This is a genomic window from Streptomyces callyspongiae (assembly GCF_047200695.1).
In the GTDB taxonomy this organism is placed as follows: domain Bacteria; phylum Actinomycetota; class Actinomycetes; order Streptomycetales; family Streptomycetaceae; genus Streptomyces.
Genome location: NZ_JBJZOM010000004.1, coordinates 158,420 through 171,540 on the forward strand (window position 1 = coordinate 158,420; position 13,121 = coordinate 171,540).

The 13,121-nt window shown below is 70.6% G+C and carries 14 protein-coding genes and 1 tRNA gene; 13 read left to right on the forward strand and 2 right to left on the reverse strand.

What is annotated here, in order from left to right; translation table 11 throughout:
- Positions 1 to 119 precede the first annotated feature (119 nt).
- The gene (locus ACL06G_RS04965) at positions 120 to 1,082 is read left to right on the forward strand and encodes a D-2-hydroxyacid dehydrogenase (protein WP_412785567.1); all 963 of its coding nucleotides are present in this window, start codon (positions 120 to 122) and stop codon (positions 1,080 to 1,082) included.
- A 34-nt stretch (positions 1,083 to 1,116) separates the two neighbouring features.
- Positions 1,117 to 2,523: an amidase gene (locus ACL06G_RS04970; RefSeq protein WP_412785566.1), complete on the forward strand. Its 1,407-nt coding sequence runs from the start codon at positions 1,117 to 1,119 to the stop codon at positions 2,521 to 2,523.
- 50 nt (positions 2,524 to 2,573) lie between these two features.
- Here the strand turns inward: ACL06G_RS04970 and ACL06G_RS04975 are convergent, their stop codons facing one another.
- A complete protein-coding gene (locus ACL06G_RS04975) occupies positions 2,574 to 3,074 on the reverse strand; it encodes a DUF3830 family protein (protein WP_412785565.1) in 501 nt (166 codons plus the stop codon).
- Between the two features lie 172 nt (positions 3,075 to 3,246).
- On the opposite strand from ACL06G_RS04975, the gene ehuB reads away from it, so the two are divergent.
- The 6 genes from ehuB to ACL06G_RS05005 all read left to right on the forward strand — a co-directional run bounded on the left by ehuB (position 3,247) and on the right by ACL06G_RS05005 (position 7,533).
- A complete protein-coding gene (ehuB, locus tag ACL06G_RS04980) occupies positions 3,247 to 4,161 on the forward strand; it encodes an ectoine/hydroxyectoine ABC transporter substrate-binding protein EhuB (protein WP_412785564.1) in 915 nt (304 codons plus the stop codon).
- Positions 4,161 to 4,907: an ectoine/hydroxyectoine ABC transporter permease subunit EhuC gene (gene ehuC / locus ACL06G_RS04985; RefSeq protein WP_412785563.1), complete on the forward strand. Its 747-nt coding sequence runs from the start codon at positions 4,161 to 4,163 to the stop codon at positions 4,905 to 4,907. Before ehuB ends, ehuC begins: the two co-directional genes overlap by 1 nt.
- Positions 4,904 to 5,557, forward strand: coding sequence for an ectoine/hydroxyectoine ABC transporter permease subunit EhuD (gene ehuD / locus ACL06G_RS04990; RefSeq protein ID WP_412785562.1), 654 nt, complete (start codon positions 4,904 to 4,906; stop codon positions 5,555 to 5,557). The genes ehuC and ehuD overlap by 4 nt, the downstream gene beginning before the upstream one ends.
- Positions 5,547 to 6,362, forward strand: coding sequence for an ectoine/hydroxyectoine ABC transporter ATP-binding protein EhuA (ehuA, locus tag ACL06G_RS04995; RefSeq protein WP_412785561.1), 816 nt, complete (start codon positions 5,547 to 5,549; stop codon positions 6,360 to 6,362). The genes ehuD and ehuA overlap by 11 nt, the downstream gene beginning before the upstream one ends.
- A gap of 245 nt (positions 6,363 to 6,607) precedes the next feature.
- Entirely contained in the window at positions 6,608 to 7,366 is a 759-nt protein-coding gene (locus ACL06G_RS05000) for an IclR family transcriptional regulator (protein ID WP_412785560.1), read from the forward strand.
- Between the two features lie 93 nt (positions 7,367 to 7,459).
- Positions 7,460 to 7,533 (forward strand) — tRNA-Lys (locus tag ACL06G_RS05005).
- 103 nt (positions 7,534 to 7,636) lie between these two features.
- Here the strand turns inward: ACL06G_RS05005 and ACL06G_RS05010 are convergent.
- Entirely contained in the window at positions 7,637 to 8,701 is a 1,065-nt protein-coding gene (locus ACL06G_RS05010; RefSeq protein WP_412785559.1) for an Lrp/AsnC family transcriptional regulator, read from the reverse strand.
- A 169-nt stretch (positions 8,702 to 8,870) separates the two neighbouring features.
- Here ACL06G_RS05010 and ACL06G_RS05015 point away from each other — a divergent pair, with 169 nt between their 5' ends.
- The 5 genes from ACL06G_RS05015 (at position 8,871) to ACL06G_RS05035 (ending at position 13,094) form a co-directional block, all read left to right on the forward strand.
- The gene (locus tag ACL06G_RS05015) at positions 8,871 to 10,190 is read left to right on the forward strand and encodes an MFS transporter (protein ID WP_412785558.1); all 1,320 of its coding nucleotides are present in this window, start codon (positions 8,871 to 8,873) and stop codon (positions 10,188 to 10,190) included.
- A 33-nt stretch (positions 10,191 to 10,223) separates the two neighbouring features.
- Positions 10,224 to 11,417, forward strand: a complete 1,194-nt coding sequence (locus tag ACL06G_RS05020; protein ID WP_412785557.1) for a M20 metallopeptidase family protein — start codon at positions 10,224 to 10,226, stop codon at positions 11,415 to 11,417.
- Positions 11,418 to 11,619: 202 nt separating this feature from the next.
- On the forward strand, positions 11,620 to 11,868 hold the full coding sequence (locus ACL06G_RS05025) for a DUF6400 family protein (RefSeq protein WP_412785556.1): 249 nt from the start codon (positions 11,620 to 11,622) through the stop codon (positions 11,866 to 11,868).
- On the forward strand, positions 11,855 to 12,070 hold the full coding sequence (locus ACL06G_RS05030) for a hypothetical protein (RefSeq protein WP_412835480.1): 216 nt from the start codon (positions 11,855 to 11,857) through the stop codon (positions 12,068 to 12,070). The genes ACL06G_RS05025 and ACL06G_RS05030 overlap by 14 nt, the downstream gene beginning before the upstream one ends.
- A gap of 193 nt (positions 12,071 to 12,263) precedes the next feature.
- Complete coding sequence (locus ACL06G_RS05035; RefSeq protein ID WP_412785554.1) at positions 12,264 to 13,094, forward strand: putative protein N(5)-glutamine methyltransferase; 831 nt, start codon at positions 12,264 to 12,266, stop codon at positions 13,092 to 13,094.
- Positions 13,095 to 13,121 lie beyond the last annotated feature (27 nt).

The following is a 13,121-nucleotide window of genomic DNA, read 5'->3' on the forward strand; positions in this document are numbered from 1 at the left end:
GCGCTCTCCCTACCGTGGTCAATCCTCCCGAGGGCGCCGCATTGCGGCTCTTCCCGTGTCATGCTCCACGCACTGTCCGCGTTTCCCGCCGCTCTCCCACGGAAGAGGTTTCCCACCACATGCCCGAACCGTGTGTGCTCGTTCTCGACGCCGAACCGCTGCCGGACCTCTCGAGGATCGGCGACCGGGCCCGCGTGGTCCACGCGGACGAGAAGACCCTGGCAGAACGGCTGCCCGAGGCCGATGTGCTGCTCGTGTGGGACTTCCTCTCGGACGCCGTGAGAGAGGCCTGGCCGGGCGACGGGCCGCGCCCCGGCTGGGTGCACACACCGTCCGCCGGAGTCGACCGGCTCCTCCCGGAGCTGTCCGGTTCCGACACGGTCATCACGAATGCAAGAGGTGTGTTCGACCAGCCGATCGCCGAATATGTGACGGGACTCGTGCTGGCTTTGGCCAAAGATTTTCACGGCAGCTGGGAATTGCAACGGACGCGCACCTGGCGGCACCGTGAGACGTTCCGCGTCGGCGGAAGCCGCGCCGTGGTCGTGGGATCCGGTCCGATCGGCCGGAAAATCGGCCGCACTCTCATGGCACTCGGTGTCACCGTCGACCTCGTCGGCCGCACTGAACGGGAAGGCGATCCGGATTTCGGCCGGGTGCACGCGACGGACCACATGCCCACCCTTCTGGCCGGGGCCGACTGGGTGGTGTGCGTCGCTCCGCTGACCGACGCGTCACGCGGGATGTTCGACGCCCGGGCGTTCGCCCGCATGAAACCGGGTGCGCACTTCGTGAACGTGGGGCGCGGCCAGCACGTCGTGGAGGAGGACCTGCTGGAGGCGCTGCGCGCGGGCCGGATCGCGGGTGCCGCACTGGACGTCTTCCACAGCGAACCGCTGCCGGCCGACAGCCCGCTGTGGGACGCACCGGGCCTGCTGGTCTCGCCCCACATGAGCGGCGACACGCTCGGCTGGCGCGACGACCTCGCCGTGCAGTTCCTGGACAACTTCGACCGCTGGCACGCCGGCGAACCACTGCACAACGTCGTGGACAAGGGCCTCGGCTATGTCCCGGCGAACTGACCGGTCCGGCACTCCCGCCCCTCAGGAGGACGCGTTGTCCGATCTCACCGAACTGTCCGCGAGCCGGCTCGTCGCGGGCTATGCCGCGGGCGACTTCTCGCCCGTCGACGTGGCACGGGCCACGCTGGAACGCGCCGAGGCCGCGCAGCCACGGCTGAACGCGTTCGTCCGCCTGCTCGCCGACAGCGCGCTGGAGGAGGCGCGGGCCAGCGAGGAACGCTGGCAGCGCGGCGCGCCGGCCGGGCTGGTCGACGGCGTGCCGGTGACGGTGAAGGACATCCTGCTGCAGCGCGGGGTGCCGACGTACAAGGGCTCCTGGTCGGTCGACGAGCACGCGCGCCCCTGGGACGAGGACGCCCCGTCGGTGGCCCGGCTGCGGGAGAACGGTGCGGTGTTCCTGGCGCGCACGACGACGCCGGAGTTCGGCTGGAAGGGTGTCACGGACAGCCCCCGCCACGGGGCGACCGGAAATCCGTACGACCCGGAGCGGACGGCCGGCGGGTCGAGCGGGGGCAGCGCCGCGGCAGTGGCCTGCGGTGCCGGCCCGCTGAGCCTGGGAACCGACGCCGGCGGCTCGGTGCGCATCCCCGCCTCCTTCACCGGCACCTTCGCCCTCAAGCCGACCTACGGCCGGGTGCCGATGTATCCGGCGAGTGCGTTCGGGACGCTCGCCCACGTCGGCCCCATGACGCGCGACGCCCGGGACGCGGCCCTGCTGATGGATGTGATCAGCGCTCCGGACGCCCGGGACTGGTCCCAGCTGGCCCCACCCACCTCGACGTTCCGGGATGCGCTCGGGGGCGGTGTCGCCGGCCTGCGGATCGCGTACTCGCCGGATCTGGGCGGCCGGGTCGAGGTCGCCCCGGACGTCGCCGCGGCGGTGCGACGGGGCGTGGAGCTGCTGGCGGAGCTGGGGGCCCGGGTGGAGGAGACCGACCCGGGCTTCGCCGACCCCGTCGACTCCTTCCACGTGCTGTGGTTCTCCGGGGCGGCCCGGACCACGCAGTTCTTCACGGAGACCGAACGGGAGCGGATGGACCCGGGGCTGCGGGAGATCAGTGAGCAGGGGGCCCGCATGAGCGCCCTGGAGTACCTCGCGGCGGTCGACGAGCGGATGGCGCTGGGCCGTCGCATGGGCCGCTTCCACGAGGACTACGACCTGCTGGTGACGCCGACCATGCCGATCACGGCGTTCGGCAACGGCCTCGAGGTGCCGGCGGGGTCGGCCGAGCCCCGCTGGACCAGCTGGACCCCGTTCACCTACCCGTTCAACCTCACCCAGCAGGCGGCCTGTTCACTACCCTGCGGGGTGGACCGCGACGGCATGCCGGTGGGTCTGCAGATCGTGGGTCCCCGGCACGGGGACGCCCTGGTCCTCCGGGCGGCGCACGCGCTGTACGAGGCGGGAGTGGACTCCGAGGTGCCGTCGCCCGCGGAGTGAGGCGACGGGGCGCCGCATGCGGGCTGCCCCGCGCGCGGCGCCCCGTGCGGTCAGGCCCGCCGGAAGCTGAGGGTCTCCCCGAGCGCGCCGCCGCGCCAGAGGTCCTGGCAGGCGTCGGCCATGCGGTCGAGTCCGTCCACGACCGCTCCCCACACGATGCCGGGCACCCATCCGGCGTCGCCATTGATGAGCAGGTTGTTCCGCTCGTAGAACAGCGCCAGGTCGACCACGGTCTTGCGCCCCTGGTGGTCGGCCTCGGACTCGTAGCCGTAGGACGTGGTCGCCAGCTGTGTCTCGGTGAACGTGAAATAGCAGAGGTCGCCGGGGATGGGCGTGATCGTGGGGTTCTCCAGCGGCGGCTCCTGCGGGGCGAAGGTGGGGAGCAGCGCGTAGATCTCGTTGCGCGCGTATTTGGCGTGGTAGACGTCCCCGCCGAGCGGCAGGGCGTCCCACACGGCGCTGCAGGTGATCGGCGCCCGGTCGTCGAGGAGCTTGGCGGTGCAGCTCACCCCCCGCTTGTCCAGGGACACCTCGATGAAGCGGTCCGGCATCACGCCTCCCGTCGCGGTTGGGCCGGAGGGTCGCGGCGGAACGGGAATCCGAACGCCCTCCGGGAAGCTCGTACTGGTGTCAATACTGGCGCGCCGGTCAACCCCGCAACGGACGGATCAAGGGCTGGAAACGATCTGCATGGTTCGCGCGAGCCTGGGTAGCCGCGCGCCCATGGCTCCACCATTCAGGGCGAGAACGCCATTCGAAGGAAAAGGTATCGGTCGCCGCTCACTGCTTGCAGGAGCGGCGGCGTTCGGCGCGTTCGGCGCGGCCGGGTGCAGCGTCGCGCCGCCACAGGGACAGGTCGAGGGGGGCGACCTGCTCAAGCGCCTGCAGGACAGAGGCGTGGTCCGCCTCGGTATCGCGAACGAGAAACCGTACGCATACGTCAACGAGGACGGCACCGCGGTCGGCGAGGCACCCGCGATCGCCAAGTACATCTTCGAGAAACTCGGTGTACCGGAGACGAAGGCCATCCCGGTCGATTTCAGTGCGCTGATCCCGGGACTGAAGGCGCAGCAGTTCGACACGGTCGCCGCGGGGATGTACATCAACCCGGACCGCTGCGAGCAGGTGCTCTTCGCGGACCCGGAGTACATCATGCTCGACTCCTTCATCGTGCCGAAGGGCAATCCGAAGGGGATCAAGAGCTACAAGGACATCGTGGACCAGGGCCTCAAGCTGGCCACCGGCGAGGCCTACGCGGAGATCGACTACGCGCTGGGCAACGGTGTCAAGGACAGTCAGCTGCTGATCCTGCCCGACCCGGTGGCAGGCCTGAACGCGGTCGAGACCGGCCGCGTCGCCGCGTTCGCCGGTACCAACATCACGGTGACCAACGCGGTGAAGCGGTCCGACAAGGCCGAGACGACCGAGCCGTTCCAGCCCTACGTCGACGACGATCCGCAGTACGGCGCCGGTGGCTTCGCGTTCGAGCTCTCGGAGAAGAACCTCCGCGACGCGTTCAACAGGGAGCTGTTGAAGCTCAAGCAGAATGATTTCGCGGGCCTGCTGAAGCTGGTGAAGCCCTACGGGTTCGGCAGGGCCGAGATGACCGATCTGACCGCGAAGGAGCTGTGCTCCTGATGATGACCTCAGGCATGTTCACCTCCTGGTTCCTGCCGGGAATCTGGATCACGATTCAGGTGCTGGTCTTCAGCGCCGTACTGGCCGCAGCGGTCTCGTTCGTCGTCGGCATCCTGCGCACCTCGGACATCTGGATCGTCCGGTTCCTCTCGGGCACCTACTTCGAGATCTTCCGCGGCACCTCCGCGCTGGTCATGATGTTCTGGATGGTCTTCGCGCTGCCGATCCTGCTGGGATTGCAGTTCGTCCCGATGTACGCGGGTGTGCTGGCGCTCGGGCTGACCTACGGGGCGTACGGCTCGGAGATCGTGCGGGGCGCTCTCGCGGCGGTGGCACCGGCTCAGCGCGAGGCGGGGATCGCACTGAGCTTCACGAGGCTGCAGCGGCTCCGCCGGGTCGAGATCCCGCAGGCGTGGCCGGAGATGGTCCCGCCGTTCAACAACCTGCTGATCGAGCTGCTCAAGGGCACGGCGCTGGTCTCCACGATCACGGTCGCCGACATGCTCTTCGCGGCGAACCTGGTGCGCGCCGTCCAGCTGGACAGCGCACCGATCTACACGCTGATCCTGGTCCTGTACTTCCTGATCGCCTTCGTGCTGACGCGCGGCATGCGCGCCGTCGAGCGGAAGGCTCGGGCGGGCATCGGTCAGACGCCCGAGAAGAAGAGCGGCATGCTCGGCCGGCGGCTGAACCCCGCCGGGACGAGTTCGGAAGCCCCTAGCCACGGCGCAGGAGGTGCGGCATGAACGACGCATGGGACTGGAGTGTCGTCCAGGACTTCATGCCCCGCTTCTGGGACGGCGTGATCGTCACCTTCCAGGCGCTGGGCGTGGGCACGCTGATCGCGTTCACCCTCGGTCTGGTGTGGGCGATCGCGCAGCGCTCGGACAAGGTGTGGATCAGCTGGCCCGTCACGGCGGTCACGGAGTTCATCCGCAACACGCCGCTGCTGGTGCAGCTGTTCTTCCTGTTCTACGTGGTTCCTGAGTGGGGCCCCGCCATGTCGCCGTTCGTCACCGGCGCCATCGGCCTGGGTCTGCACTATTCGACGTACACCGCGGAGGTCTACCGCGCCGGCATCAACGGCGTGCCGGTCGGCCAGTGGGAGGCGGCCACGGCACTGAGTCTGCCCAAGGTCCGCACCTGGACGGCCGTGATCCTGCCGCAGGCCATCCGCCGGGTGGTGCCCGCGCTGGGCAACTACGTCGTCTCGATGCTGAAGGACTCGCCGCAGATCGCCGTGATCGGCGCGTTCGAGATGTTCGGCGAGGCATCGTCGTTCAGCAACGAGACCTTCACCACGGAGGCCATCACCGTCGTCGGCGTCGCGTTCATCGTCATCGCGTACCCGGCCTCTCTTCTTCTTCGAGCACTGGAGCGTCGCCTTGTCCGCTGACAGCACCCCTTCCAACGACACCACCAACCCGACCGTGGACGGCAGCGAGCTCATCCGGTTCGACGGCGTGACGAAGCGCTTCGGCAGCAACGTCGTGCTGGACAACCTCGACTTCACCGTCAACTCCGGCAAGCACGTCACCCTGATCGGGCCCTCCGGATCGGGCAAGACCACGATCCTGCGGCTGCTGATGACGCTGCTCAAGCCGGACGACGGCACGATCAAGGTCGCGGGTGACTACCTCACCCACGAGCGCAAGGGCGACGCCCTGGTGCCCGCGGGCGAGAAGCACATCCGCGAGGTGCGCAAGAAGATCGGCATGGTCTTCCAGCAGTTCAACCTGTTCCCCAACATGAAGGTGCTGCGGAACATCACCGAGGCGCCGGTGCACGTGCTCGGCCTGGGCAAGGACGAGGCGGAGCAGCGGGCGCGCGAGCTGCTCGAGCTGGTCGGTCTGACCGAGCACATCGACAAGTACCCGACGCAGCTCTCCGGCGGTCAGCAGCAGCGTGTGGCCATTGCCCGCGCCCTCGCGATGCGGCCGCAGGTGCTGCTGCTGGACGAGGTCACCTCCGCGCTGGACCCGGAGCTGGTGGCCGGTGTACTGGACGTGCTGCGGGACATCGCGCACACCACGGACATCACCATGCTCGTCGTCACCCACGAGATGAACTTCGCGCGGGACATCTCCGACGACGTCCTGATGTTCGACTCCGGCCGCGTGATCGAGTCCGGCGCCCCGGAGAAGATCTTCAGCGATCCGGAGCACGAGCGGACGCGTGAGTTCCTGAGCGCGGTGCTCTGACACGACCGGAACGTCACGCTCCACGGCGCAACGGCCGCGGCACTCCGGCCCCCGAGGGGGCCAGGGCGCCGCGGCCGTTGCGGGCTTCACCGATCGGTCACATTCCGCTTCCGCGCCGAAGGCATATGCCGAACGCAGCAACACCCGCCACGAGTAAGGGTGTTGGCAGCTATCGTGGAAGTCATGTCTCTCACCCCCCGCTCCGGTCAGGCAGCGGATGGTCACAACCTTCCAGGGGGTTCAGCGTGACACTCCGGCCCGAACCGACCGCACGCCTGGAATCGGTCCAACTGGCTCTGCGCGTGCTGGAGACCGTCGCTCAGCACCGGGGCGGCGTCGACGCCCCGCAACTCGCCCGGGAGACAGGACTGCCGCCGGCGAATCTCGACCACCTGCTGGCCATGCTGCGCCGGGAGGGCTACCTGGAGCAGGTCGGCGACGACGCCTACGTCGTGGGCGAGTCGCTCGTGCTGCTCAGCTCCGGCGGCGACCGGGAACGGGCCCTGGACGAGCGCATCGACGGCACGCTCTCCGAACTGCGCGACACCCTCGGCGCCGCGGTCTACCTGAGCCGCTACGCCGACGGCGAGGTGGAGATCGTGCGGTACGCGGACAGCGCCGAGGCCCCGGCCGCCACCGAGTGGGTCGACTTCCGCTCCGCGGGCCACGCCACCGCCATCGGCAAGTGCCTTCTGGGGCAGCTGGACCACGACCGGCGCCGCGACCACCTCTCCCGGCACCGCACCGCCCGGCTCACCTCCCGGACCATCACCGACGAGCAGTTCCTCCTCAACACGCTCGCCCGGCAGCCCGCGACGGTTCCGGTGCTCGACCTGCAGGAGTACGCGGTGGGGACGGTCTGCGCGGCGGTCCCGGTCACCGCGGGCACCTCGGTGGCCTGCCTGGCCCTCTCCCTCCCGGTCGACCAGACGCATCGTCTGCGCGCCGCCGCCGAGGCACTCAACGAACGCGCGGCACCCGTGATGCTCTCCCTGGCCCTCTGACTCTCCGCGAAACGGGACCGACCACCCGAAGCGGGCACGCGGTGCTGGTCGAGAGCACCCCCGGGGACCGGGTAGTATGTATCGCGTCGACGCGCGCCGTTAGCTCAGTTGGTTAGAGCAGCTGACTCTTAATCAGCGGGTCCGGGGTTCGAGTCCCTGACGGCGCACGGACAGTGAAGGCCCCCGCTCCGGCGGGGGCCTTCACTCATCCCCGAACCGTTCGCGGTCCGCGACCCCGGGAACGCCTCCGCCGCACCGGCCCCGTACCTCTCAGCCCGGACCCCACACCTCCATCGGCACCAGGCCCACCGCACTGCCGCCCGGACCGATCAGCCGGCCCATGAGCTTGGTCTGCCGCAGCGCGATGGCCCGGTCGACCAGCGTCAGCTGCGGAAGGGCCTCGGCCAGCTGCGCCTCCAATCGCTGCACGTCGGCGATGGAGCGGAGCCAGACCGTGAAGATCAGATTCTGCGGGCCGGTGACCGCCGTGCAGAGCCGCACCTCCGCCATCGAGAGCAGGCCGCGTGCCGTGACGTCCACCCGGTCCGCCGGCACCTGCGCCCACAGCGTCGCGGACACCGGCCACTCGGTGAGCTCCCGGGCCACCTCGCAGCGGAGCACGAGGTCCCGTGCGGCAATCATCCCGTTCAGGCGGCGGCGCACCGTCGCCGCGCCCACCCCGGAGATCCGGGCGAGCTCCGTCGCCGAGCGGCGGCCGTCCGCCGCGACGGCCGTGACCAGGGCACGTGTGGCGGCGTCGGGATACGGCGTGCTCCTGCGGCCCGTGGCCGCGGTGGCCGGCGCCGCGGTCCGCAGCCGGCGCTGCTGCGTCTCGCTCAGGGACCGCAGCCGCCACCGGCTGCCGTCGCCGAACACCTGGGTGGTCAGCTGGGCCCGCGAGGAGACCACACCGGGAAGCCGCGAGATGCGGTCCAGGATCAGCTGCGACATCCCCGTGAGCCCGGGGGCGAAGACGGTCACCAGGAGATCCCGGCCACCGGCCATGTGCTCGACCGTGACGATCTGGGGTTCCTGCGCGAGGGCCTCGGCGACGGCCTCGACCTGATCGGCCCTGCAGTCGACCTCCACCAGTGCCACTTCCAGGTTCCGGCGCAGCGACAGCCCCGGATAGGCGGTGATCCACGCCCTCCCGGAGGCGTGCAGCCGCTCCCAGCGGCGCGCGACGGTCACCGGATCGACGCCGAGCACCTGCCCGAGCAGGTTCCACGAGGCCCGCGGCGCGATCTGGAGTGCGTGGATCAGCGCCTCGTCCTGCGGGCCCAGCGGAGCCGGCGGTTCGCCGCCGAACGGGAGGACGGCATCGTGATCCTTCATCTGCGGCTCACTTCTGTGAGATTCCTGCGATCCGGAGCATAAACCTTCCCGCAACCGTCGACACCCCCCACCTTTTCCTGCAACCGCATTCCTGCAACCGAACGCGCCCCGTCCCGAGGTCCCGTCCGCGGTACCGGCGCGCGTACCCGCGACCACGAAGGGACGCACCATGGCCCCAACCGACTCGGTGTCCGTGCAGAAACCTGCCGGCACCACCGCGGAGGCGGCGAAACCGCAGGGCAACGGACGGCGCGAACTGCTGGCAGCGACGGTCGGCGGCGTCGTCGAGTCCTTCGACTGGACGATCTACGCCGTCCTCGCCCCGTACTTCGCCGCGCACATGTTCCCCGGTGACGACCCGCTCGCCAAGCTGCTGGGCGCCTATCTGGGCTTCGCGGTCGGGTTCGTGGTCCGTCCGTTCGGTTCCTACATCGTCGGCAGAATCAGCGACCGGCGGGGCCGCCGGTTCGGCCTGATGCTCTCGATGGGGCTGATCTCGGGGGCCTCGTTCCTGGTGGCGGCGCTTCCCACCACGGAGCAGATCGGTGTGGCCGCCCCGATCCTGCTGGTCGCACTGCGCCTGGTCCAGGGCCTGTCGATGGGCGGCGAGAACCCGAGCGCGGCGGCGTATGTCACCGAGACGGCTCCCAAGCGCCTGCGCTTCCTCTACAGCGGGATCAGCTACAGCGGCATCATCGTCGGCAACATCCTCTGCTTCGGCGTGCTCACCGCCATGCTGACCGTGCTCGGCGAGGACGGGGTCACCGACGGCGGCTGGCGCATCGGCTTCGTCATCGCGGGTCTCCTGGGCCTGCTCTCCCTCTGGGTGCGGCGTATGGCGCAGGAATCCGGCGAGTTCACCGCGGACTCCGGCAAGACCGCGGAGCCCGCCGCCGCCGCGGCGGAGCGGCGCCGGCTGTTCCGCTCCTCCTCGCGCAACATGGTCGCGGTGTTCCTCACCACCCTGGGCATCACGGTCAGCTACTACTTCGGGACCACCTACCTGCCGCAGTACGCGGAGCGCCTGGGCCTGATCTCGGGCGCGGACGGCACCGCGTCCATGCTGGCTCCGCTGACCCTGCTGATCGTGGCGATGGCCACGTCCGGACTCATCGCCGACCGCGTGGGGTCCGCCCGGACGGCCCGTGCCGGCCTCGCGCTGCTGGCGCTGTGCACCGTCCCGATCTTCGAGGCGATGGGGGCGGGCCTCCTTCCCGTGTGGCTGGCCACCATGCTGCACCTGCTCTGCCTGGCCGCGCCGCTCGCGCTCTTCAACGTCTTCTTCGCGCGGCTCTTCCCGGTCATGATCCGGGTGGTCGCCATGGGTCTGCCGTTCACGGTTGCCGTGGGCCTCTTCGGGGGCACCTTCCCGATGGTGGCCGAAGCGCTGGCCGGTGCCGGGCACATCGGTCTCGTGCCGTGGCTCGCCGCCGCCGCCTCCGCCATCTCGTTCGGGGCGACGTTCCTCGTGCGCGAACCGCGGTCCTGACCCCGCACCCTGCCGAAGGAGGCATTCCCTCAGATGAATCTGCTCGAGGACGCCCGGGCCCTCCAGGACGACCTGGTCCGGCTGCGGCGCACGCTGCACCGCCGCCCGGAGACCGGTCTCGACCTGCCCCGCACCCAGGAGACCGTGCTCTCCGAGATCGACGGTCTGGGGCTGGAGGTGACCACGGGCGAGCGGCTCAGTTCCGTCACGGCGGTGCTGCGCGGGGCCGCGCCCGGGCCGACGGTGCTGCTGCGCGGGGACATGGACGCCCTGCCGGTCACCGAACGCACCGGGCTGGACTTCGCCGCCGAGACGGGCACCATGCACGCCTGCGGACACGATCTCCACACCGCGATGCTCACCGGTGCGGCCCGCCTGCTGGCGCAGCACCGCGACCGCCTCGCCGGTGACGTGGTCTTCATGTTCCAGCCCGGCGAGGAGGGCTACGACGGCGCGCGCCTGATGGTCGAGGAGGGGGTGTTGGACGCATCGGGACGACGCGCCGAGGCGGCCTACGCCCTCCACGTGCTCTCCGCGGGGCACACGACCGGACGGTTCGCGACCCGGAGCGGTCCCGCCATGGCCGCGTCGAACGTGCTGACGGTGACGGTCCGGGGCGCGGGCGGGCACGGCTCGATGCCGCACCGGGCCAAGGATCCGATCCCCGCAGCCTGCGAGATGGTCACCGCGCTGCAGACCTGGATCAGCCGCTCCTTCGACGTGTTCGACCCGGTCGTCCTGACCGTGGGCACGTTCCACGCGGGCACCAAGCAGAACGTGATCCCGGACAGCGCCACCTTCGAGGCGACCGTCCGGTCCTTCTCCCCGGCCGCGCAGGCGCGGGTGAAGGACGGCACGGTGGAGGTGTGCCGGGGCATCGCCGCGGCACACGGCCTCCAGGTGGACGCGGAGTTCACCGAGACCTACCCCGTCACCGTGAACGACGTCGAGGAGGCGGACTTCGTCTCCCGTACCGTCGCGGAACTGCACGGGGAGGAGCGGTTCCAGCCGATGGCGCAGCCGCTGGCCGGTGCGGAGGACTTCTCGCGGGTGCTCGACGAGATTCCCGGGGCGATGACCATGCTCGGCTCGCCGCCTCCGGGTGCCGATCCGGAGACCTCACCGAACAACCACTCGCCGCTGGCCGTCTTCGACGACTCGGTGATGGCCGACGGTGCGGCGCTGTACGCGCGTCTCGCCCTGGACCGCACCGCGGCCGGAGCCTGACCACCGGTCGCGAGGGGGGAGGGCGGTGACTGTTCCGCCGCCCCTCCCCCCTCGCGCGCGGCGCCCGGTCCCGTCTGCGACGCGGCGGAACAGGACCGGTCGGATCGGTTCGGCACAGTGTGGGCCAGGACATACCGGAATACTCCACACGCGTGATAGTCGGTGGATTGTCGTACCGAAAGACCATCCGAAAGAGGTGCCCATGAGCACCCACGACCCCGCCGACCTCCACACCGTCGCCTTCGACCTGACCACGGACGAGGCCCGTCGGCGCGCCGCCGTGCTGGCGGCACTCGGCGACACCTGGGATCCGGTGGAGGTGCTGCGCAGTGAGCAGCAGGCCCACGACCTCCTCTACAGCGGTCTCGACGAGGAGCAGCAGCGCACCCTCGACATGCTGGTGGCAGCCGGTGTGCTGCCACCCCGGGAGAGTGGCCGTGCTGCCGATTGACCCGCAGGCGGACCGGGCCCGACGCGCCTGGGTGGACTGCCCGCGGTGCCGGGACAACCGCGACTGCGACACCTGTGCGGGGAGCGGCACCTGCACGGCCCACTGGCGCTACCTGCTGGCGCACAGCGGCCGCGTCCTGCACCTCCAGTGCCCCACCTGCACCCACCTCTGGGACCACGACAGCGGCTTCGGCAAGCGCTGAGAAATCCGCCTGCGCCGGGGCGGGTTGCGATAGCGTGACGCGCGACGTCATCCCACCCGCCGAGGAGGTGAGCCCGATCACTGCCGCAGCAGTCCGCAGGGCGCTGCCTCCCTGCCGCCGTCCGGGCGATCGCCGCCGCGGATGACACCGGGGAGAGCCTTCGCGTCCGACGCGTCCCGAAGGGCTCCCTCCCATGCCGACCCCGGCCTCATCCCTCTCCTTCACCTCCGTGACCGCCCGTCTCCGCACCGCCGGCTGCGTCTTCGCCGAGGAGGAGGCGCGGCTGCTGCTGAACGCGGCGCCTGATCCCGCCTCGCTGGAGCGGATGCTCCTCGACCGTGCCGACGGCCTGCCGCTGGAGCAGGTCCTCGGCCGGGCCGAGTTCCACGGCCTGAGCATCGCCGTCGCCCCCGGAGTGTTCGTGCCCCGGCGGCGTTCCGAGTTCCTCGTCGACGTGGCCCTCGCCCTCACCCCGCCGGGAGCGACGGTGGTGGACCTGTGCTGCGGCACGGGCGCGCTGGGGGCCGCGCTGGCCGCTGCCGCGGACGGCCCGGTCGACCTGCACGCGGCCGATCTCGCCCCGGCCGCCGTGGCGTGCGCCCGCCGCAACACCGCCGCGTTCGGCGGCCGGGTCCACGAGGGCGACCTCTGCGCCGCGCTCCCCTCCGCGCTCCGAGGACGCGTGGACCTGCTGCTGGCCAACGTGCCCTACGTGCCCACCGGCGAGATCGCTCTGCTCCCCGCCGAGGCTCGGCTGCACGAAGCACGCCTCGCCCTGGACGGCGGCACCGACGGGCTGGACGTACTGCGACGGGTCGCGGCCGAGGCGGGCTCCTGGCTGGCCCCGGGCGGATCGCTGCTCTTCGAGACCGGCGAGCACCAGGCGGCGGAGGCGAGCGCCCTCGTCACGGCGGCCGGACTCGCCGGACGGGTCGACACGTCCGCCTCGCACGGGGCGACGGTGGTCGTCGGCACGGCCGGAAAACCACTGGTGACCGGCGGGATGTCCGGACAGGATGGGTGACCGGCGACGATCGGAGCGAGAGATGTC